This window comes from Streptomyces sp. NPDC107546 (genome assembly GCF_055639175.1).
The window spans coordinates 17,171-38,261 of record NZ_JBVKBA010000041.1 but is presented as its reverse complement, the minus strand read 5'-3'; the positions used below and the strand labels follow the sequence as shown (position 1 = coordinate 38,261).

Genomic DNA, 21,091 nt, shown 5'->3' with positions numbered 1-21,091 from the left:
AAGAACAACCCGTCGAGGAACCACCGCACATGACCGCCCCGCGCATCGACACCGACACCCTCCGCCGCCTGCCCAAGGCCGTCCTGCACGACCACCTCGACGGCGGCCTGCGTCCCGCGACCGTCGTCGAGCTCGCGCGGGAGGTCGGCCACACCCTGCCCACCACCGACCCCGGCGAGCTCGCCGCCTGGTACTACGACGCCGCCAACTCCGGCGACCTGGTGCGCTACATAGCCACCTTCGAGCACACCCTCGCCGTGATGCAGAACCGCGAGGGCCTGCTGCGCACGGCCGAGGAGTACGTCCTCGACCTCGCCGGGGACGGCGTCGTCTACGGCGAGGTGCGCTACGCCCCCGAGCTGATGGTCAGGGGCGGGCTGACCCTGAACGAGGTCGTCGAGACCGTCCAGGAGGGGCTCGCGGCCGGCATGGCGAAGGCGGCGGCCGCCGGTACCCCGGTGCGCGTCGGCACGCTGCTGTGCGGCATGCGCATGTTCGACCGGACCCGTGAGATCGCCGACCTGGCCGTCGCCTACCGGGACGCCGGTGTCATCGGCTTCGACATCGCAGGCGCCGAGGACGGCTTCCCGCCCGCCGACCACCTGGCCGCCTTCGAGCACCTGCGCCGCGAGAGCGTCCCCTTCACCATCCACGCGGGCGAGGCGCACGGCCTGCCCAGCATCCACCAGGCCCTGCAGGTCTGCGGCGCCCAGCGCATCGGCCACGGCGTCCGCATCACCGAGGACATCGTGGACGGAAAGCTCGGCCGCCTGGCCGGCTGGGTGCGCGACCGCCGGGTCGCCCTGGAGATGTGCCCGACCTCCAACCTTCAGACCGGCGCCGCCACCTCGATCGCCGAGCACCCCATCACCGCCCTGAAGGACCTCGGTTTCCGGGTCACCCTCAACACCGACAACCGTCTGGTCTCCGGCACGACGATGACCCGGGAGATGTCCCTGCTGGTCGAGGAGGCGGGCTGGACCCTCGAGGACCTGCGCACCGTCACGGTGAACGCGGTCAAGAGCGCGTTCATCCCGTTCGACGAGCGCAGCGCCCTCATCCGGGACGTGGTCCTGCCCGGTTACGAGGCCGCGCTCTGAAGCAGTCCCCGTACGTAGGCGGCCTGTCCGGCGTGCTGCAGATCGTCGGACAGGACGCTCACCAGCCGTACCCCGAGACTGACCGGGGGATCCCAGCGTTCGTCCACGACGCGCTCGAGGTCCTTGGCGGCCAGCCCCCGCAGGGCCTGAAGGGTCTGCTCGTGTACGGCGTCGTAGTACCCGGTCAGCAGGTCACCGGTGTCGACCCGGACCTTGGCGACCTTCGCGGGGCTGTGCCCGTACCCGGTGTCGTGGCGCGGCAGATCGAGGCCGAAACGCTTCTCCCAGCCCTGTGACAGCCACACCTGGTCGAGGCCGAAGGCATCGGCGACATGGTCGTCCTGGACGCGGGTCAGATGCCAGACGAGCCAGGCGACGGAGTTGGTGTCGGCGGCGGGCCGGGCGTTGAGGTCGTCCGGACCCAGGCCGTCGACGGCGGCGTGGACTTCTTCCTGGATGCGGCCGTAACCGTCGATGAGGATGTCCTTGGCATGCATGGCTCCACCATCGCGCATCACCGCCCGTCATGCGTCCGGAGCCGGGCCCGCGTCCCCGTCACGGCGGTGGTGACGCCGGGCCCTCGACGTCGAGCAGGGTGATCAGCGCCCGGGCCGCCGGCCCGGTGGCCCGCTCGGGTGGCAGCAGGGCGACGGTCTCGTACTCCGGCCCGGCCGCGGTCTTGAGGGGGAGCGCGCTCAGCGACGGACGCTTGTGCCGGAAGTGCCGGGGTACGACCGCGATGCCCAGGTTCTCGTCGACCAGGTCGAGGAGGCTGTGCACGTCGTTGACCTCCAGCGCCACCGTGCGCCGCACACCCGCCGCGGAGAACGCCGCGTCGGTGGTGCGGCGCGGCCCCCAGTCCGGGTGGAAGTCCACGAAGACCTCCCCGCGCAGGTCCTCCGGCGTGAGCACCGCTCCGCGCGACGCCAGGCGGTGGTCCGGATGACACAGCACCGTCATCGACTCGCTGGTCAGCGACACGGACCGCAGCTGGTCGGTGTCCGCCTGCGTGCGGTAGGCGAAGGCCAGGTCCAGCCGTCCGGCGGCGACCTCCTCGGCCAGCGCGCCCGAACCCGCCTGCCGCAGCCGGATCTCCACATCCGGGTGACGCCGCCGGAACGCCGCGAGCAGCCCGGCCACATGCACTCCCGGGATGCACTGCTCGGTGCCGAGCGCCAGCGTGCCGCGCAGGACGCCCTGCACCGCGGCCACCGCCTCGTGCGCAGCCCGGACCTGTGCCAGGATCCGCTCCGCCTCGCCGAGCAGGGCGCGCCCGGCCTCCGTCAGGGTCACCCGGCGGGTGGTGCGCACGAACAGCGGGGCCCGCAGTTCCCGCTCCAGCGCCCGGATCGACGCCGACAGGCCCGACTGGGACACCATGAGGCGTTCCGCCGCCCGGGTGAAGTGCTGGTCCTCGGCGACCGCGACGAAGTGCTGGAGGTGGCGCAGTTCCATGATTGAGAAGCGTATCCGCTGAATTCCATCGGATTCTTCTGTTGGACCACTGCCCGCAGGCAGGGCGAGAGTGGTGAGCGGTTCCCCGGAACCGCTCACCCGTGCGCCAACCCCTCTGGAGTCGCGTTGTACACCGCCCATTCCGACCGCTACGAGGCCATGCCCTACCGCCGCACCGGACGCAGCGGCCTGCAGCTGCCCGCGCTGTCGCTCGGCCTGTGGCACAACTTCGGCCCGGACCGCCCGGTGGCCACCCAACGCGCCATCCTGCGCCGCGCCTTCGACCTCGGTGTCACGCACTTCGACCTGGCCAACAACTACGGGCCGCCGCCCGGCGCCGCCGAGTCCGCCCTCGGCGAGGCGCTGAAGGCGGACTTCGCGCCGTACCGCGACGAGCTGGTCATCTCCACCAAGGCCGGGTATCTGATGTGGCCCGGGCCGTACGGCGAGTGGGGCTCGCGCAAGTACCTGCTGTCGTCGCTCGACCAGAGTCTGAAGCGGATGGGCCTGGACTACGTCGACATCTTCTACTCGCACCGCCCGGACCCCGACACTCCGCTGGAGGAGACGATGGGCGCCCTGCACTCGGCGGTCCAGCAGGGCAAGGCGCTCTACGTCGGCGTCTCGAACTACTCCCCGGAGCAGACCCGTGAGGCCGCCCGCATCCTCGGCGAGCTGGGCACTCCGCTGCTGATCCACCAGCCGCGCTACTCGATGCTGGACCGCCGTCCCGAGGACGGGCTGCTGGACACCCTGGACGAACTCCAGGTCGGTTCCATCGCCTACTCGCCGCTGGAGCAGGGCCTGCTCACCGCCCGCTACCTCGACGGCATCCCGGAGGACTCGCGCGCGGCGAGCGACAGCCCGTTCCTCGGCTCCGACGCGGTCACCGAGGAGCTGGTGGGCAGGCTGCGCGCCCTCGACGACATCGCCAAGTCCCGCGGCCAGTCCCTGGCCCAGATGGCCCTGGCCTGGGTGCTGCGCGGCGGCCGGGTCACGTCCGCACTGGTCGGCGCGAGCAGCCCGCAGCAGTTGGAGGACAGTGTCGCGGCGATCGGCAACCTGGACTTCGACGCGGAGGAGCTGGCACGGATCGACGCGATCGTCCAGCGGTGAGGTGACCCTGCGGTGCCCGGCGGCAGACGTCCCGCTGTCGCCGGGCACCGCCCCTCGGTCTCATCGCCCGCCGAGCGTCGGCGCCGAGTACCCCCACAGCCCGTTCCCCAATCGCCCCCGGTGCCGCGGCAGCCCTGCGGTTGAGGGGCCGTTCCACGTGTTCAAGACTGGGCAGGTACGGGCATTCGACTACGGCGGGCGACGCGGCCGTGTCGGCCGCGGACGGGTGGTCATCGTGACGATCTCACCCTTCGGGTCAGGCGACCCGTTCTCCGAACTCTTCAACCGCTTCTTCGGCATGAGTCCGGCGACCTCACCGCCGGCCGTCCAACGCGTCCCCATCGGACGACTCCTCAGCGACTCCGCGCAGGAGATGCTCGCCACCGCCGGCACCCGGGCGGCCGAGGACGGGTCCGATCTCGACACCGTCCACCTGCTGTGGGCCGCGACCCAGGTGCCGGCCGCACGCCAGGTGCTGGAGCAGGCGGGCGCGGATCCCGGCAAGCTCGCCGACGACCTGCGGGACTCCCTGCCCTCCGGGACCGGTACCGGTGAGCCCGCGCTGACCCCGGCGGCCAAACGCGCCCTGCTCGCAGCACACGCCCGCTCCCAGGCGGCCGGCGCCTCCTACATCGGCCCGGAGCACATCCTCGCCGCGCTCCTGGACGATCCGCGCTCCCCGCTGGCCCGGACCCTGAGGGCCGAGGGAGCCACCCCGGGCGCGCTCGGCGGCTCGCCCCGGCAGGGACGGGAGACGGGCGGGCATCCCGACACACCGACGCTCGACGAGTACGGGCGCGACCTGACCGACGAGGCGCGCGCCGGACGCCTAGACCCGGTGGTCGGCCGGGCGGCCGAGATCGAGCAGACCATCGAGGTCCTCTCCCGCCGCACGAAGAACAACCCGGTGCTGATCGGCGACCCGGGCGTCGGCAAGACCGCGATCGTCGAAGGGCTGGCCCAGCGCATCGTCGCCGGGGAGGTCCCCAAGGCGCTGAAGGACCGCCGGGTGGTCGCCCTCGACCTCGCCGGACTCGTCGCCGGGTCCCAGTACCGGGGCCAGTTCGAGGAGCGGCTGAAGAAGGTCATCGACGAGGTCACCGGGGCCGACAAGAGCGTCGTTCTCTTCATCGACGAACTGCACACGGTCGTCGGCGCCGGCGGTACCGGCGAGGGCTCCATGGACGCGGGAAACATTCTCAAGCCCGCCCTCGCCCGCGGCGACCTCAGCGTGGTCGGCGCCACCACCATCGACGAGTACCGCAAGCGCATCGAGAAGGACGCCGCGCTGGAGCGCCGCTTCCAGCCCGTCATGGTGCCCGAACCCACCGTCGAGGAGACGGTCGAGATCCTGCGCGGACTGCGCGACGCCTACGAGGCGCATCACCAGGTGCGCTACACCGACGAGGCGCTGGACGCCGCGGCCGCCCTCTCCGACCGCTACATCAGCGACCGCTTCCTGCCCGACAAGGCCATCGACCTCATGGACCAGGCCGGAGCCCGGGTGGGTCTGCGCAGTGTGGGGGACTCCGCGGAGGCCGCGGACCTCGAGGACCGGCTCACCCGGCTGCGCCGGGAGAAGGACGAGGCCGTCAGCACCGAGGACTTCGAGCGCGCGAGCCAACTCAAGGGTGAGATAACGAATTTGGAGGGCCGACTGGCCTCGGTCGGCGAGGGTGGAGCACCCACGCCCAGCGTCACCCCCGACGACATCGCCGAAGTCCTCTCCGCCCGCACCGGTATTCCGGTCTCCCAGCTCACCGAGACCGAACGCGACCGGCTGATGAAGCTGGAGGAGGTCCTGCACGAGCGGGTCGTCGGCCAGGACGACGCGGTCACCGCCGTGGCCCAGGCCGTGCGCCGCGGCCGGGCCGGCATGGGCGACCCGAACCGGCCCACCGGCAGCTTCCTCTTCCTCGGCCCCACCGGCGTCGGCAAGACGGAACTCGCCAAGGCGCTCGCGGAACTGCTCTTCGGCGACCCGGACCGCATGATCCGCTTCGACATGAGCGAGTTCCAGGAGAAGCACACCGTCTCCCGGCTCATCGGCTCCCCGCCCGGCTACGTCGGCTACGAGGAGGCCGGCCAACTGACCGAGGCGGTGCGCCGCAAGCCGTACAGCGTCGTGCTGTTCGACGAGGTGGAGAAGGCCCACCGCGACGTGTTCAACCTGCTGCTGCAGGTCCTGGACGACGGACGGCTCACCGACGCGCAGGGGCGCACGGTCGACTTCCGTAACACCGTCGTCATCATGACCAGCAACATCGCCTCCAAGCACATCCTCGACCACCACGGCGACATCGACGAGATCAGGGACGACCTGACGGCGGAACTCCACGCGCACTTCCGTCCGGAGTTCCTCAACCGGATCGACGAGGTCATCGTCTTCCACGCCCTGGGCCGCCGGGACCTGGTGCGGATCGTCGACCTGCTCCTGGAGGGCAGCCGACGCCGGCTGCACGCCCAGCAGATCGGCCTGGAGGTCACCGAGACGGCCAAGGAGTGGCTGGCGAACCGCGGCTACCAGCCGGAGTACGGGGCCCGGCCGCTGCGCCGCACCATCCAGACGGAACTCGACAACCGGCTGTCGAACATGCTGCTCGACGGCACGCTCAACGCGGGCGACACGGTCGTGGTCGACGTCGCGGACGGTGAACTGAGCCTGAGCCTCAGGGCGAAGGAGACGCCACCGTCACAGGGAGCGGCGGGCGCCGGCAAGGAGGACACCGAGGAGGAGCCTCCGAGCTGGCCCGGACCCATCTCCTAGGCCCTCCTAGGCCGCGCCTGCGGGCACGCGGTCCAGGAACCCGTGCACGGTGCGGATGCGCCCCTCGTCGTCGAGGGTGATCACGTCGGAGCCGGCGACCGGTGCCGATCCGTCCGCGTCGCTCACCAACTCCCAGGAGAACCGGGCGAGGTCGTGGTGCCCGTCGACCGCGCCCATGAGCCGGAAGGAGAACCCCGGGAACTGCGCGTGCGCTCCCGTGATCACGGCCGCGATCTGCTCGTGGCCGCTGACGTCGGCCAGGGGGTCGGTGTAGGTTCCGTCCGCGGTCCAGGCGGCGGCGATGGCCTTCGCCAGCGCCTGGGCGTCCCGGGTGTTCCACGCCTCGAAGTAGCGGGCGACGGCGGACTCGTAGCGGTTGGTCTCTGCGGACATGGCGATCAGCCTCCGGTGAGGTCATATGCGCTGGTCGGAAGCCGGACCCCGGGGTGTGGTGCCTGCCGGGGTCCGACACCGCAACCATGCCCGGACACGCCTGGGGGCGTCGATTACCTCCCGGGTAAGCGGAGCACGCCGGGCGAAGACGGCTCGTTTCGGCCAGAAAGCAACGGTGAATATGCCAGGAGACTGGCTGAAATCACATGGTGACAGAGTGTCAGGAGTGTCGATACTCGAAGGAGCGGACGAACCGGGTCACGATAGAAAGCGCTACCGCACGGGGGGCGATCGTGCACGACGAGTTCCTGTGCCATGTCACGGCATACGGCATCTGCGGAGGGCAACGGGTCGGCGTCCCCCTCGGCACCTACCGCGCCCCGACCCTGGCCCTCGCCCTGTGGTGGATGCGCGACCGTGCCTCCTGGATCGCCGAACGGCTCGACCCGGACCCCGACAGCCCGCTCTTCCCGCCGAACTCCATCGCCCCCGTCGCCGACACGGTCCCGGACGTGCCGGCCGTCCTGCGCGCCTGGTGCAAGGACGTCGGGCAGCAGGAGAGGGTGGCCGAGGAGCTGGCGGCCGGACGGCTGGTCCGGGTCGCCGTCAGTGACGACACCACCGAGTACGAACTGCTCGCCGAGTCCGTGGACGCGCTGCGGATGCAACGGTTCGTGCCCGCGCTGTCCACCCCGGTGGCCTGACCGAGGGCCGGGGCCCGGTGTCACGGAACCTCGCCCCGTCGGCGCACCCGCTGGGCGAGCAGCCCGCCCGCGAACCCGGTCGCAAGTCCCCACACCATGGCGAGGCCCAGCGCCGTCCCCGGCCCGGGTCTCAGGAACAGCACGCCGGACAGCCCGCCGCCGAGGTCGCCGACCCCGATGAGCGACAGGCCGTAGTGCGCCGAGACCCGGCACAGCAGGCAGACGGCGAGAACCGCCGCCATCAGTGCGACCGCCATGTGCACGGCGTGCCGCCATGGCCGCATCCACGCCGGTGAGCGAGCCGCCAGCACGAACCCGGCGGCGATCAGCAGCACGGCGTCCACGGCCACGAGCCACCACACCCGACCGTCGTACCGTGCGAGCGTACGAAGGTTCAGCGTCGAGAGGGCCGGAGTCCGCAGCACCTCGTCGAGCAGATGCGGCACGGGCAGCCCGAACGGCCCGTCCACCCGGCCGTGCCAGGTGGCGCCCATGCCGAGGGTGAGCACCGGCCACACCAGATTGGGCAGGCCCAGCACGATCAGCGCGAACGTCTCGGCGGGGTGCCCCCGGGTCGCCGCCACCACCAGCGCGACGACGGCGCCCAGGGCGACGCAGGCGAGCAGCAGGGCCACCATGGCGTAGGCGGCCGGCCGCACCGACTCCTGCAAGGGCAGCAGCCGGACCGGCAGCGGCGCACCTCGTGACACCAGTAGGGCGAGGACGAGCACGCCCGCCAGCCAGAGCAGACCGAACAACAGGGTCGGCCACAAGTCCGTGGCGAAGCCGATCCTCGGGGAGATCCCGAACAGGCTGCCGATGTCGCCGATCGTTCCGGTGCCGAGCGGGACCGCGAAGGTCTGGCGGGCCACCAGGGCGAGGCCGACGAGCGCCACCAGCCACAGCACGGCGATCCGCCCGGCCCAGCCCGCCAGTTCACGCCCGCCGACGACGGCCCGCTGCCGCAGCGGGCGCAGGAATCCCGTGGCGAGCACCAGCCCCCCGGCCAGCGTCACCGACAGCGGCATCACCGTCAGCCCCCCGCGTGTGCCGGCCAGCACGCCGGCGTCGCCCGCCAGCCTCACACTGCCGCCGGCCGCGACGACGACCACGGCCGCGACCACGCGGGGGAACCCGCCCTCCGGGATGTCGTTGCCGCCGGCCGCCCACAGCCCGAGCGCGGCGAGCGCGCCCATGACGATCAGCCCGGCCAGCACGGTGACGCCGGCCCGCACCCAGCCGTGCGGTGCGAGTGCCGGGCCGCCGGTGCGGGCGGCGGCCCGACCGGGCGGGCTCGTGACGCTCACACAGCCACGCTAGTGCTGTGGCCGGAAAGGTTCACCGGCTCGCGGCTGAGGCCATGATCTTCGAGGCTCGCGCCAAAGTGGCTCCGTAAAGCCGTCCGGCACGGCACCTCGCCGCGTTGTCGCATCGCCCGAGTACATCCGGTACGCGGGCGACGCTCCGGCTTGCGATGCACCGCACCGGACGCCGCGAGCTTTCCGGCAGACCTTTCCGGCCACAGCACTAGGCAGCCCCACGGCGCCTCGCACGGCCGCGCCACTTCCTCCGCGAGTGCATCGATTTCCTCGCGGGCGCATTGACGGCCACATCGGTCGATGGCCGGGCCGCGGCACCCGTCAACTGCCGCCACCAGCCCGGCCGCACGGCTTCACCGAGGGCAGAAAGCCGCTCCCTTCCCGTGGCGCCCCGGATCCCTAGGCTGAAGGGGTGAACACTCATGCGCCGAACGAAGCCCGCGTCATCCCCCTGCGCCCGCAGACCGCGCCGCCCGGCTCCGGTGGGGCGACCCGCACCACCCAGCGACCGACGGGGGCCCCGCAGCCACCCGCGCCCAAGGAGCCCTTGTGGCGCGACCTCGTCGGTGATGTGCTGCGGCGCGAGCGGCTCGCCCAGGAGCGCACGTTGAAGGACGTCGCGGAGGCGGCCCGGATCTCGATGCCGTACCTGTCAGAACTGGAACGCGGCCGCAAGGAGGCCTCCTCCGAGGTTCTCGCGGCCGCCGCCCAGGCCTTGGGACTCGGCCTCGCCGACCTGCTCTCGCTCGCCCAGGACGAGCTGGCCCGGTACGCCCGGAGCCGGGTGGGCCGAGGCCGCAGGTCGCCGACGGCGCAGTACGACGGCCTCTGCCTCGCCGCCTGACCGAACCGAGGGCCGGCACGGCGGGGGCGCGCCCTGCCGCACCGGCCGTCGGGCCGGCCTCCGGCCCCGGTCGCTCCGGCCTCAGACGAACGCGAGCCGTCGGCTCAGCACCTCGTCGGCGAGTCCGTAGGCGACGGCCTCCTCGGCGGTGAACACCTTGTCCCGGTCCATGTCCGCGCGCAGCGTCGCCACGTCGTGGTGGGTGTGACGGGACAGGACCTGCTCCACCTGGGAGCGAATGCGGACCATTTCCTTGGCCGCGAGGCTGAGGTCGGAGACCGTGCCCTGCCGTCCGCCGCTGGCCGGCTGGCCGAGCAGCACCCGCGCGTGCTGGAGCACGAACCGCCGCCCGGGATCTCCGCCCGCCAGCAGCACCGCCGCCGTGGAGGCCGCCTGGCCGACGCAGAAGGTGGAGATCGGGGATTGCACGAACGTCATCGTGTCGTAGATCGCCATCAGGGAAGTGAACGATCCTCCGGGCGAGTTGAGGTAGATCGAGATCTCGTGCTCGGGATTCGACGACTCCAGGTGCAGCAGTTGCGCGATGACCACATTGGCGACCCCGTCGTCGATCTCGGTGCCGAGGAAGATGATCCGCTCGTTGAGCAGCCGGCTGAAGACGTCGTAGGACCGCTCACCCTGCGCGGTCCGCTCGATGACGTACGGAACCGTGTACGACCCCATGTCACAACCCCATCCGCCGGCGCGACGCGGCCGGGCGGACGTCGGCGAGCGACTCCACCACCCGGTCCACCATCCCGTACTCCCTGGCCTGCTCGGCCGTGAACCAGCGGTCCCGGTCGCCGTCCCGAGCGATCGTCTCCTCGCTCTGCCCGGTGTGCTCGGCGGTGATCCGCTCGATGGCCTCCTTGGTGAACTGAAGGTTCTCCGCCTGGATCTCGATGTCCGCGGCGGTGCCGCCGATGCCCGCCGACGGCTGGTGCATCATGATCCGTGCGTTCGGCAGCGCGAACCGCTTCCCCCGCGTCCCCACGGTGAGCAGGAACTGCCCCATGCTCGCCGCGAACCCCATCACCAGCGTCGAGACGTCGTTCGGGATGAGCCGCATCGTGTCGTAGATCGCGAGCCCCGCGGTGACCGATCCGCCGGGGCTGTTGATGTACAGGCTGATGTCGGTACGCGGATCCTCCGCCGACAGCAGGAGCAGCTGCGCGCACACCCGGTTGGCCGACACCTCGTCGACCTGAGTGCCGAGGAAGACGATCCGCTGGGCGAGCAGCTGCGCGGCGAGGTGGTCGTCGAACCGGCTGGGCGGGGTGTCGCCCTCCTCCGCCCGCGGTGAGAGCGTGGTGAGTGGAGTCATCGGGTCTCCTTGTCGATGGCGTGGATGCCGTCGACTCCACTCTTGACCTCCGGAGATCCCCGGATGCGGTTTCTCTGCCCGCCGCAGATTCGCCACGGGCAGAGGCCACGGCTCAGCCCTGCTCGCGCAGCTGCCGGAAGAACGCCCGTACGTCCTCCACCAGCAGGTCCGGCTCCTCCATGGCCGCGAAGTGCCCGCCCCGGTCGTACTCCGTCCAGCGCACGAGGTTCTCCGTACGCTCCGCCGATCTCCGTCGTGAACTGCGTCCACGCGTTCAGCCGCGCCTCGGCGGCCCGCCAGTCGTAGTCGTGGCGCCAGTACCGCACGAGCTCCTTCAGATGGTCGCGGGGCACTCCGTACGCCCACCCCACACCGGGCAGCTCGTCGGGCCAGCGGGTGCGGTCGAGCCGGTCATGGAGATCGTCGAGGTCGCTCTGGGGGATCGCGAGACGGAAGGGCCGGATGCTCTCGTCGGGGGAGGACGTCATGCGGCGATGCCAGTGACGGGCACAGAGACCGCCACACGGATTAATCCGCGGTCCGGCCGATGAGTTCCGGGGCGAGGATCGGTCTGCACAGGTGACCGCTTCCGCACTCCAGGAGGTACACATGGCCACCGAGGGATTCACCACCTGTCTCTGGTTCGACGGCCAGGCCGAGGACGCCGCGCACTACTACGTGTCGATCTTCAAGAACTCCAGCATCGGGCAGGTCGGCCGCTACACCGAGGCCGGCCCCGGACCCGCCGGTTCCGTGATCGCCGTCGACTTCACGGCCAACGGCCACAAGTTCGTCGCGCTGAACGGCGGACCCCAGTTCAGGTTCAACGAGGCGATCTCCTTCCAGATCTACTGCGAGAACCAGGAGGAGATCGACTACTACTGGACCAAGCTCACCGAGGGCGGCGGTCAGCCGGGCCCCTGCGGCTGGCTCAAGGACAGGTACGGCGTGTCCTGGCAGGTCATCCCCGACGGGCTCCTCGACATGGTCGGTGACCCGGACCAGGAGAAGGCGGCCCGCACCACGCGCGCGATGCTGTCGATGGGCAAGCTCGACATCGCCGCCCTGGAGAAGGCGTACGCGGGCGAGTAGCGACCGCGGGGCGACGGCGGCCCTCCCGTGACAGGGTGAGCCGGCCGCCGCGATCGTTGCGGCGCGCCCACAACCGGAAGGACTGATTCGCCATGGCCGCCGACCTCACCTGTACCTACCTCACCCTCGACGACGGCCGCCCCGCCGTCCGCTTCAGCCGGGTCCACGACCACCCGATCGACCGTGTCTGGCGGTTCGTCACCGATCCGGACGAACTCGCCGCATGGTTCCCCTCCCGCGCCGAGTTCGACCTGCGCCCCGGCGGGACCGTCCGATTCAGCGGGGACCCGAACATGCCCGAGTCCACCGGCACCGTCCTCGCCGTCGACGCGCCCCGGCACCTCTCCTTCGCGTGGGGTGATGACGAACTCCGCTTCGACCTGGAGGAACCTGGCGACGGACGCACCCGGTTCACCCTGACCAACGTCCTGGGCGAGCGGAACGCCGCCGCCCGCAACGGCGCCGGCTGGGAGGTCTGCCTGGCCGCCCTGGACGCGAAGTCCCGCGGTGGGCGCTCCGAGAGGCCGCATTCCGGGCCCACCGCGCCCTGGAAGGAGTACTACGAGGCCTACGTGGAGGCCGGGGTCCCCTCGGGCGCGCCCATCCCCGGCGCCGACGCCTGACCCCTCACGCCATCTGCCGCCGCACCAGCTCGTGCAGCCGGCCGGTCGTGTCGGCGAGGAGCAGGGCCGGCGGGCCCTGCTGGGCGATCCTGCCGTCCTCCATCACGATGACACGGTCCGCGTCCAGCACCGTGGACAGGCGGTGGGCGATGACGATCCGGGTGGCGTTCAGGGCGCGGGTGGACTCGATGACCTTGCGCTGCGTCTCGTTGTCCAGCGCGCTCGTCGCCTCGTCGAAGAACAGGATGCGCGGCCGGCGGATCAGCGCCTGAGCGATCATGAGCCGCTGCCGCTGGCCGCCCGAGATCGCGCCGCTGCCCTGGACGATGGTGTGCAGCCCCATCGGCATCCGCTGGATGTCCTCGGCGAGGCCCGCCATCTCGGCCGCCGCCATCGCCTCCTCGGGGGTGTACGGCTCGGTGCCGCAGATGACGTCCAGGATGGACCCGTTCATCGGCTGCGCGTGCTGGAGCACCACCCCGCACTGGCGGCGCACCGCCGACTGGTCGAGCGCCGAGAGGTCCTGACCGTCGTAGAGCACACTGCCGGACACCGGCTTGTCGAAGCCGATCAGCAGACGCAGCAGCGTCGACTTGCCGCAGCCGCTCGGGCCAACGATCGCCACGAACTCGCCCGGTTTCACCTCGAAGGAGACGTCGTCGAGGACCAGGGGACCGTCGTCGGCGTACCGGAAGGAGAGCCTGCGCGCCTCGATCGCCCCGGAGAGGACCCCCGGCCGGGTGCTCGCCGTGCGCACCTCGGGTGTCGCGTCCAGCACCGGCCTGATCTCCTCGAACAGCGGCAGCGCGGCCACCGCCGACACGAACGCGCCGGTCAGCTGGGTGACCGAGGTGAGCAGCATGGTCATCGAGGTGTTGAAGGTGAGGAAGTCGGCGGCCGACAACGCACCCTTCGCGGGCCCCGCCAGCAGCATGAACAGCAGCAGGGAGCACAGCGGCAGATACACCGCGCCCAGCACCGTGGTGAGGTTCTTGATCCGGCCCACCTTCTGCTGCAGTTCGCGGCTGCGCGCGAACTCCCGCGCCCAGGCGGCGTAGGCGTAGTTCTCGGCCGCCGCCACCCGCAGCTTGGGCAGGCCGCGCAGGGTCTGGAACGCCTGGTTGTTCAGCTTGTTGCTGAGCTGCACCAGCCGCCGCTGCCAGCGCACCTGCCACAGCCCGAGCCCGAGGAAGACGGCGGCTATGACGACGAGCATGCCGATGGCGGCCATGGCCATGGGCACGCTGTACCACAGCAGCAGCCCCAGGTTCATCGCGCCGACCGTCACCGACTGGGCCACCGTGGGACCGACTCCGGCGAGGAGCCGCCGGATCGCACTGACCCCCATCGCGGCGCTCGCCAGCTCGCCCGTGGAGCGCTCGGCGAAGAACTTCGTCGGCAGTCTCAGCAGCCGGTCCCAGACCGCGGGCTGGAGGGTCGCCTCGATCCGCCCCTCGAGGCGCAGGATGGTCAGGTTCTCCAGCAGCATGAAGGCGGCCGCCACCACACCGGTGACCATGAGGGCGAGGCAGACCTGGACGATCAGCCCTTCCTGCGCCTTCGGCACGTACTCGCCGAGTACCTTGCCGGTGGCGATCGGCACCAGCGCGCCGATCGCGACGGTCACCAGTCCACCGATCAGCAGGTTGACAAGATCGCCGCTCATGCCGCGCATGCTGAACCGCAGCAGTCTGAGCGGACTGAGGCGCTGGTCGGGCAGGGGGCGGTAGAACATCACGGCCCGCGGCGCGAACTCCGCCGCGTTCGCCTTCTCGATCGGTGTCTCGCGCCCCGACGACGGGTGCACGGCGACATACCCGCCGCGCCGCCACAGCAGCGCCACCGGCGCGCCCGACAGGGCCCGGTGACCGACCAGCGGGCCGACGTTCTCGTGCCACCAGCGCCCGTCGAGCCGTACCGCCCGGGTGCGGACACGGGAGGCGACGGCGATACGTTCCACCGGGTCCAGGCGGTCACTCTCGGCGCCGCTCCCCATCGGTTCGGCGAGGATGATGCCGGCCGCGCGGGCCACCAGTTTGCACGCCGCGTAGGTGGCGTCGGCGTCGGCGGCCGTGGTGCGCCGATCGGAGGACTTCCCGATGGACGCCAGCAGCGTCCGGTCGGCCTGGGCACGGACCGCCTCGCCCGCCTTGATACCGGCCGCGGTACGGGTCTCGTGGGTGCGCTCCAGCTGCTCGATCCACCGGTCCAGGGTGGCGAGGAGGCGGTACTGCTGGTCCACCATGCCCTGCCAGACGGCAGGGTCCATCAGCAGGTCGGCAGCGGCCTCCGCCCCGTACAGGGAGCCGTACTGGACGCTGCCCGGCGGCACCTGCATCCAGAAGACGTCCTCGTCGGTGATGTCGGCGGCCCGCTCGGTGGCCATCGGCGCCTGGAACAGGATCGACAGGCTCCGGCCGACACCCAGAGCGAGGGCGTACTCCAGGGGACTCGTCGTCGGCGGCAGGTACTGCGGGTTGCCGTACTCGTCGTACGACCAGGTCTGGGTGTCGGCCTGCTGGTACAGCTCACGCAGCTGGATACGGCGCACCACGCAGTCGCGCACCGGCCGGGCGACCAGGGTGTGCTGGGGTCCCGCGACCGGGCCGAGCAGCAGGGAGCCCGGCTCCAGACGGCCCAGGTGGTGCCAGTGGCCCTGTACCGCCGCGTCGACGGCGAACAGGTCCAGCGCGCCGGACGCCACGAGCCACAGCACCTGCGGCCCCTCCAGGTCGAGCCGGCTCAGGCCCGAGCCGTCGATGGGGGCGCCCATCGCGCCCAGAGCGCCCAGGACGACGTCGCCCTCGTGCACCGCCGTCATCCTCACCGCTCCCTGACCAGCTCGGCGTACGCCCCGCCGGCCGCCACCAGGGCGTCGTGCCGCCCGCGTTCCACGATCGTGCCGTGCTGGAGCACCACGATCTCGTCACTGTCGCGCACCGTGCTCAGCCGGTGCGCGATCACCACGCAGGCGCAGCCGCGCTTGCGCAGGTTGTCGATCACGGTCTGCTCGGTCTCCGCGTCCAGCGCACTGGTGACCTCGTCGAGCACCAGGATGCTGGGGTCGCGCACCAACGCCCGTGCGATCTCCAGGCGTTGGCGCTGCCCGCCGGAGAAGTTCCGCCCGTCCTGCTCCACCCGGCTGTGGATACCGCCCGGGCGGCGCATCACCACGTCGTACAGAGCTGCGTCCCGCAGGGCGGCGACCACCGCGTCGTCCGGGATAGACGGGTCCCACAGGGCCACGTTGTCGCGGACCGTGCCCTCGAAGAGGAAGATCTCCTGGTCGACGAAGGAGACCGAGGCGGCGAGCGCGCCGCGCGGAATGTCCTCCAGACGCTGCCCGTCGATACGGATCTCGCCCTCCCAGGGCGCGTACAGGCCGGCGATCAGCCGGGACACCGTGGACTTCCCGCTGCCCGAGCCGCCGACCAGCGCCACCTGCTGGCCCGGGCCGACGGTCAGGCTGAAGCCGCTCAGCAGCGGCTTGTCGAGCGGGCTGTAGCCGAAGGTGATGTTCTCCAGCTCCACATGGCCCTGCAGCCGGCGCGTCGACGCGCCGCCGCCCAAGCGGCCGTAGAGCGGGTCGGCCTGGAAGCTCTCCACGTCCTTCAGACGGGCCACGTCCGCGGCGAAGTCCTGGATGCGGCCCGCGACCCCGTTCAGGCGCGTCAGCGGCGCGGTGAACCGGGTCACCAGGGCCTGGAAGGCGACCAGCAGACCCACCGAGATATGCCCCTCCACCGCCCGCAGGCCGCCGATCCACAGGATCAGCGCACTGTTGAGCGTGGCGAGCGTCGGCGCGACCACACCGAGCCAGGCGCTCGGCACACCGAGCCGTTGCTGCTCCTCCAGGGTCGTGGCGTGCTGGCCCGCCCACTTGCGGAAGTAGCCGTCCTCACCGCCGGTCGCCTTCATCGTCTCGATCAGCTGCAGACCCGTGTAGGCGGTGTTGGTCAGCCGCGCCGTGTCCGCGCGCAGCTTCGCCGTGCGGGTCGCCCGCAGCCGGACGACGACCCGCATCGCCACCACGTTCAGCAGCGCCACCCCGATGCCGACGAACGTCAGCTGCGGGTCGTAGGTGTACAGCAGCACCGCGTACAGCACCACGACGATCGCGTCGACGCCCGCCGCCGCGAGGTCGCGGGCCAGGGTCTCGGCGACCGCGTCGTTGGACTGCAGCCGCTGCACCAGGTCGGCGGGGCTGCGCTGGGCGAAGAACGTCACCGGAAGCCGCAGCAGATGCCGCAGGAAACGGGCGCTGGAGAGCGTGGAGGAGATGATCCGGCCGCGCAGCAGGTTCGCCTGCTGCAACCAGGTGAGCGCCACCGTCAGCAGCACACAGGCCGCCATCGACGTGAACAGCACGCCGAGCAGCGAAGTCTGCCCACCGATCAGGAACATGTCGATGTACGTGCGGCTCAGCGCGGGCAGTGCGGCGCCGACCACCACCAGGAGCAGGCTCGCCAGGACCGCGGCGGGCAGGGCGCCCGCCGTGCCGCGCAGCCGGGCCGGCATCGCGCCCAGGACGCCCGGCCTGCGGCCGCCCCGGGTGAAGCCCTCGCCGGGCTCCATCACCAGGACGACCCCGGTGAAGCTGGTGTCGAAGTCCTCCATCGGCACGAAACGGCGGCCCTTGCCCGGGTCGTTGACGTACACGCCCCGGCGGCCGAAACGGCGCCCCATGCCGTCGTAGACGACATAGTGGTTGAACTCCCAGAACAGGATCGCGGGCGCTTTCACCTCGGCGAGCGCGGCCGTGTCCATCTGCATGCCCTTGGCCGTCAGACCGTAACTGCGTGCCGCCTTGAGGAGGTTGCTGGCGCGTGAGCCGTCCCGGGAGACACCGCAGGCGATGCGCAGCTCCTCCAGCGGGACGTGCCGGCCGTAGTGGCCGAGCACCATCGCCAGGGAGGCGGCGCCGCACTCGACGGCCTCCATCTGCAACACGGTTGGGGTGCGGACCGTCTTGCGCCGGGACTTGGGCACGGTGCGCTTCGGCGGCGCGGCGCGGCGCCTGCCCCGTACCGGAGGCAGGGTCTCCTTGGGAGCGGTCACGGCAGGAGCCAATCGACGGGACGCTGATCGGCCATGCGGATGGAACCCGTGGCCAGGGTCATGGAGGAGAGGGGGAACGGCGGGCCGTCCGCCGACGACCACTTGTAGCCGCTCTTCGTGCCGGACGACGTGTCGAGCCGTACCAGCACGGCCACCGGGCGGCCCTTCTTGGTGAACTGCTCGCCCAGCTGCTCGTCCCCGAGGAACGCGGCGATCTGCTGGGCCGACTGGGCCGTGCGGTCGACGGACCTCACATGACCGCGCAGCACGCCGTACTGCTGGGCCGGCACCGACTGGACGGTGAGGTCGACGGCGGCGTTCGCGGGAATCGACGCGGCGTTCTCGGCGGGCACGTACACCGTCGCGTACAGCGGGTCGGAGGCGTGCTCCACCTTCTCCACCGCGGCGACGTTCGCCCCGGTGCGGATGATCTGGCCGATCGTGGCGGCGAGTTCGGTGATACGGCCCGCGGCGACCGTGCGGACCACCGACTCGCCCTGCTCCGTACGGACCTTGATCACGGGCGCGTTCGCGGGCAGCCGCTCGCCCTGCTCGGCGAGGACCGCGGTGACCTGTCCGGCCACCGGGCTCTGCAGGAGGTAACTGCCCTCCGCGTGCGTGAGGATGGCGGGCGCGCTGACCGTGGAGGCCACCGAGCCGGTGACGGCCCACACCGACGCGGCGGCCATGGCAACCACCGTCACGGTCAGGACCAGCCAACCCTGGGGGCGGGCGAAGCGCACCGGGAGATCGAGCTCCTCGGGCGACTGCAGCTTGGCGAGGGCCTGCTGGCGGAACTGCACGGAACTTCCCTCACCTACTCCAGAAGATTCACGGCATCCGAGAGTCCCGGAACCGGGGAGCGGTTCCGGGACTCAGCGGTACAGCGGTGCGGTCAGAGACCGGCGACCAGGTTCGTGACCGGGGCGGTGTTCAGGCCGGTGACACCCTCGACGGTGCCGACGGCCGTGCCGACCAGGCCGGAAACCGGGGCGATGCCGTCCACCAGGCCGGTCGCGGTGCCCACGGCGTTGATCTGCAGGCCACCGGACACGGCGTCGAGCTCGGCGTCCGAGATCTCGGCGGTCTCAACCTGGGGGGTGGAGTTCATGATGGAACTTCCCTTCATATGGATATTCACAAGGGGGAGCGGCCCCTTCTGGGGACAGACGGTCGGCCGCCGTCCGCGAGCGCCGGGCACCCGTTGCCGGGACCCCTGGGGTGGCCCCCGCGGTGCAACGGATCAAAGCACGGCGGCGCGCGGCGATTCCAATCAACCACCGCTCTCACCTGGGCAATTGACCTTCCGAAGCGCCGATCCGTGCAGGCGTGCGCACGTCTTGGTGCCGACTTCTTCACATGCCGCACGGCATCGTCGCGCACGGCCTCTTGCCACCCCGACAAGGAATGGGACAGTCCGGGTTCAATGGCGCGGCGCCCGGTGTGCGCCTGTGCAGATCCGTCGTGCATGGTGACCCGCTTGCGCATTCGATGTGCAGATTCCCTGAAGCCAGGATTCGGCCGGGCCTGACGAACCCAGGGTTACTGACTGGTAGCGCATTGTGTCCACTACCCCTTGGCGAGCTGGTTCTTCCGCCCGACCGGGCTCGACAGGTGCCTTTGCCACCTATTTCACGCTTTCGCATACGCCAACTCGGCCAGCGGCAAAGTCCGTTGAACGCCCCACCGGACGCGCGCGTATCAACTGGCATCCAGGCGCCCCAGTCAGCTGCCGGACGGCGGCAACGGACCCCGTCCCCAGGAGGTCGAGAGTTGAGTCACAAACGCATACCCAAGCGCAAGGCCGCGATCGCGGTTGGAAGCGTGGCGGCGCTCGGAGCTGCGGCCCTTCTGCTGCCCAACGCCAACGCGTCCCAGACGGACTCGGCGTCGGGCGACACGCCGAAGACGTTCAAGTCGGCCGATGTCTCGCTCGTCGCCAAGCAACTCGCGTCGCAGTTGGGTGATGCCTTCGCGGGCTCCTACTACAACGCCGAAAAACAGCAGGTCGTCGTCAACGTGGTCGGCAACGACAACAAGGTCGTCGACACCGTGAGAAAGGCGGGCGCGGTCCCCAACCAGGTGCACAACAGCACCGCCACGCTCCAGGACGCCGCCAAGACGCTGCGGACCAAGGCGACGATCCCCGGCACCGCGTGGTCCGTCGACCCGAGGACCAACGAGATCCGGGTCACCGCGGACAGTACGGTCACCGGCTCCAGGTGGAACACGCTCCAGTCGACGGTGAAGAGCCTCGGCTCGGGCGTGGCCACCGTCAAGAAGTCGTCGGGCACCTTCAAGACCTTCGTGTCGGGGGGCGACGCCATCTTCGCGCAGGCGAACGGCGGCGGCGTCCGCTGCTCCCTCGGCTTCAACGTCACCGCCGGCGACGGAAGCCCGGCCTTCCTGACGGCCGGTCACTGCGGAGTCGCGGCGAAGCAGTGGTCCGACTCCCAGAACGGCCGGCCGATCGCCACCGTCGACCAGGCCACCTTCCCGGGCAACGGCGACTTCTCCCTCGTCAAGTACGACGACCCGAACACCCAGGCCCCGAGCGAGGTCAACGTCGGCAACGGCCAGACGGTCCAGATCACCCAGGCCGCGGACGCGGTGGTGGGCCAGCAGGTCTTCCGGATGGGCAGCACCACCGGGCTGCACGACGGAACCGTCACCGGGCTCGACGCCACCGTCAACTTCCAGAGCGAGACCAACCCGGGCGGCGTCGACACCGTCACCGGGCTCATCCAGACGAACGTCTGCGCCGAGGCGGGTGACAGCGGAGGCTCGCTGTTCACCCAGGACGGCAGCGCGATCGGCCTGACCTCGGGCGGCAGCGGCGACTGCACCACCGGCGGCGAGACCTTCTTCCAGCCGGTGACCACGGCGCTGCAGGCGACCGGCGCGACGCTCGGTGCCGGTGGCGCAGGCGGCCAGAACGGTGCCGGTGCGGGTGCGGGCGACCAGTCGGCGAGCCCGGGTGGTCAGCAGGGTGCCGGCGACCAGAGCGGTGCTGGTGCTGGTGCTGGTACCGGTGCCGGTGACCAGAGCGGTGCTGGTGCCGGTGACCAGAGCGGCGCCGGTGCCGGTGCCGGTGACCAGAGCGGCGCCGGTCAGCAGTCGGCGAGCCCTGGTGACCGGTCGGGTGGGGCCGCCGACCAGTCCGGCAACGCCGGCGACCAGTCGGGCAGCGGCGTGGGCGACGGCTCCGGACTGGTGTCGAGCCACTGACCGGGAAGCAACAGCGGTTCCCCCGGTCAGTGGAACGGTCCGGCCCTCCGGCGGGAGGGCCGGACCGC

General features: G+C 71.1%; 18 protein-coding genes and 1 pseudogene. 8 read left to right on the top strand and 11 right to left on the bottom strand.

Annotated features, from left to right (window positions below; all coding sequences use genetic code 11):
* Positions 1–29: 29 nt before the first annotated feature.
* Positions 30–1,100 carry an adenosine deaminase gene (locus ACZ7L1_RS34735; RefSeq protein ID WP_471443083.1) on the top strand — a complete coding sequence of 357 codons (1,071 nt, stop codon included), beginning with the start codon at positions 30–32 and terminating at the stop codon, positions 1,098–1,100.
* On the opposite strand, the gene ACZ7L1_RS34730 is transcribed toward ACZ7L1_RS34735, so the two are convergent.
* On the bottom strand, positions 1,082–1,597 hold the full coding sequence (locus ACZ7L1_RS34730; protein ID WP_471443081.1) for a mycothiol transferase: 516 nt from the start codon (positions 1,595–1,597) through the stop codon (positions 1,082–1,084). The genes ACZ7L1_RS34735 and ACZ7L1_RS34730 overlap by 19 nt on opposite strands.
* Before the next feature lie 58 nt (positions 1,598–1,655).
* Positions 1,656–2,555, bottom strand: coding sequence for a LysR family transcriptional regulator (locus ACZ7L1_RS34725; protein WP_471443079.1), 900 nt, complete (start codon positions 2,553–2,555; stop codon positions 1,656–1,658).
* A gap of 126 nt (positions 2,556–2,681) precedes the next feature.
* On the opposite strand from ACZ7L1_RS34725, the gene mgrA reads away from it, so the two are divergent.
* Complete coding sequence (mgrA, locus tag ACZ7L1_RS34720; protein ID WP_471443077.1) at positions 2,682–3,671, top strand: L-glyceraldehyde 3-phosphate reductase; 990 nt, start codon at positions 2,682–2,684, stop codon at positions 3,669–3,671.
* Between the two features lie 235 nt (positions 3,672–3,906).
* Positions 3,907–6,438: an ATP-dependent Clp protease ATP-binding subunit gene (locus ACZ7L1_RS34715; RefSeq protein WP_471443076.1), complete on the top strand. Its 2,532-nt coding sequence runs from the start codon at positions 3,907–3,909 to the stop codon at positions 6,436–6,438.
* 6 nt (positions 6,439–6,444) lie between these two features.
* Here ACZ7L1_RS34715 and ACZ7L1_RS34710 read toward each other — a convergent pair whose 3' ends face one another.
* Complete coding sequence (locus tag ACZ7L1_RS34710) at positions 6,445–6,831, bottom strand: nuclear transport factor 2 family protein (protein WP_471443074.1); 387 nt, start codon at positions 6,829–6,831, stop codon at positions 6,445–6,447.
* 293 nt (positions 6,832–7,124) lie between these two features.
* Between ACZ7L1_RS34710 and ACZ7L1_RS34705 the strand changes: the two genes are divergently transcribed.
* The gene (locus ACZ7L1_RS34705; protein ID WP_471443072.1) at positions 7,125–7,535 is read left to right on the top strand and encodes a hypothetical protein; all 411 of its coding nucleotides are present in this window, start codon (positions 7,125–7,127) and stop codon (positions 7,533–7,535) included.
* 20 nt (positions 7,536–7,555) lie between these two features.
* On the opposite strand, the gene ACZ7L1_RS34700 is transcribed toward ACZ7L1_RS34705, so the two are convergent.
* On the bottom strand, positions 7,556–8,842 hold the full coding sequence (locus tag ACZ7L1_RS34700; protein ID WP_471443070.1) for a streptophobe family protein: 1,287 nt from the start codon (positions 8,840–8,842) through the stop codon (positions 7,556–7,558).
* A 424-nt stretch (positions 8,843–9,266) separates the two neighbouring features.
* On the opposite strand from ACZ7L1_RS34700, the gene ACZ7L1_RS34695 reads away from it, so the two are divergent.
* Complete coding sequence (locus tag ACZ7L1_RS34695) at positions 9,267–9,698, top strand: helix-turn-helix domain-containing protein (RefSeq protein ID WP_471443068.1); 432 nt, start codon at positions 9,267–9,269, stop codon at positions 9,696–9,698.
* A gap of 81 nt (positions 9,699–9,779) precedes the next feature.
* Here ACZ7L1_RS34695 and ACZ7L1_RS34690 read toward each other — a convergent pair whose 3' ends face one another.
* From ACZ7L1_RS34690 to ACZ7L1_RS34680, 3 genes and pseudogenes are all read right to left on the bottom strand, one after another.
* Positions 9,780–10,382, bottom strand: a complete 603-nt coding sequence (locus ACZ7L1_RS34690) for a ClpP family protease (protein WP_471443066.1) — start codon at positions 10,380–10,382, stop codon at positions 9,780–9,782.
* A gap of 1 nt (position 10,383) precedes the next feature.
* A complete protein-coding gene (locus tag ACZ7L1_RS34685; RefSeq protein WP_471443064.1) occupies positions 10,384–11,022 on the bottom strand; it encodes a ClpP family protease in 639 nt (212 codons plus the stop codon).
* 236 nt (positions 11,023–11,258) lie between these two features.
* A pseudogene (locus ACZ7L1_RS34680) lies at positions 11,259–11,510 on the bottom strand (epoxide hydrolase N-terminal domain-containing protein); the annotation flags it as partial.
* 121 nt (positions 11,511–11,631) lie between these two features.
* Here ACZ7L1_RS34680 and ACZ7L1_RS34675 point away from each other — a divergent pair.
* Positions 11,632–12,114 carry a VOC family protein gene (locus ACZ7L1_RS34675; RefSeq protein ID WP_471443062.1) on the top strand — a complete coding sequence of 161 codons (483 nt, stop codon included), beginning with the start codon at positions 11,632–11,634 and terminating at the stop codon, positions 12,112–12,114.
* Positions 12,115–12,206: 92 nt separating this feature from the next.
* Positions 12,207–12,737: an SRPBCC family protein gene (locus tag ACZ7L1_RS34670; RefSeq protein WP_471443059.1), complete on the top strand. Its 531-nt coding sequence runs from the start codon at positions 12,207–12,209 to the stop codon at positions 12,735–12,737.
* 4 nt (positions 12,738–12,741) lie between these two features.
* On the opposite strand, the gene ACZ7L1_RS34665 is transcribed toward ACZ7L1_RS34670, so the two are convergent.
* From ACZ7L1_RS34665 to ACZ7L1_RS34650, 4 genes are all read right to left on the bottom strand, one after another.
* Positions 12,742–15,558, bottom strand: a complete 2,817-nt coding sequence (locus ACZ7L1_RS34665; protein ID WP_471443057.1) for an NHLP bacteriocin export ABC transporter permease/ATPase subunit — start codon at positions 15,556–15,558, stop codon at positions 12,742–12,744.
* Positions 15,559–15,560: 2 nt separating this feature from the next.
* Complete coding sequence (locus tag ACZ7L1_RS34660; RefSeq protein WP_471443055.1) at positions 15,561–17,795, bottom strand: NHLP family bacteriocin export ABC transporter peptidase/permease/ATPase subunit; 2,235 nt, start codon at positions 17,793–17,795, stop codon at positions 15,561–15,563.
* Positions 17,792–18,598, bottom strand: a complete 807-nt coding sequence (locus ACZ7L1_RS34655; RefSeq protein ID WP_471443053.1) for a hypothetical protein — start codon at positions 18,596–18,598, stop codon at positions 17,792–17,794. Before ACZ7L1_RS34655 ends, ACZ7L1_RS34660 begins: the two co-directional genes overlap by 4 nt.
* Before the next feature lie 92 nt (positions 18,599–18,690).
* Complete coding sequence (locus ACZ7L1_RS34650; protein WP_200419637.1) at positions 18,691–18,906, bottom strand: type A2 lantipeptide; 216 nt, start codon at positions 18,904–18,906, stop codon at positions 18,691–18,693.
* A gap of 662 nt (positions 18,907–19,568) precedes the next feature.
* Here ACZ7L1_RS34650 and ACZ7L1_RS34645 point away from each other — a divergent pair.
* Positions 19,569–21,023 carry a S1 family peptidase gene (locus ACZ7L1_RS34645; protein WP_471443051.1) on the top strand — a complete coding sequence of 485 codons (1,455 nt, stop codon included), beginning with the start codon at positions 19,569–19,571 and terminating at the stop codon, positions 21,021–21,023.
* Positions 21,024–21,091 lie beyond the last annotated feature (68 nt).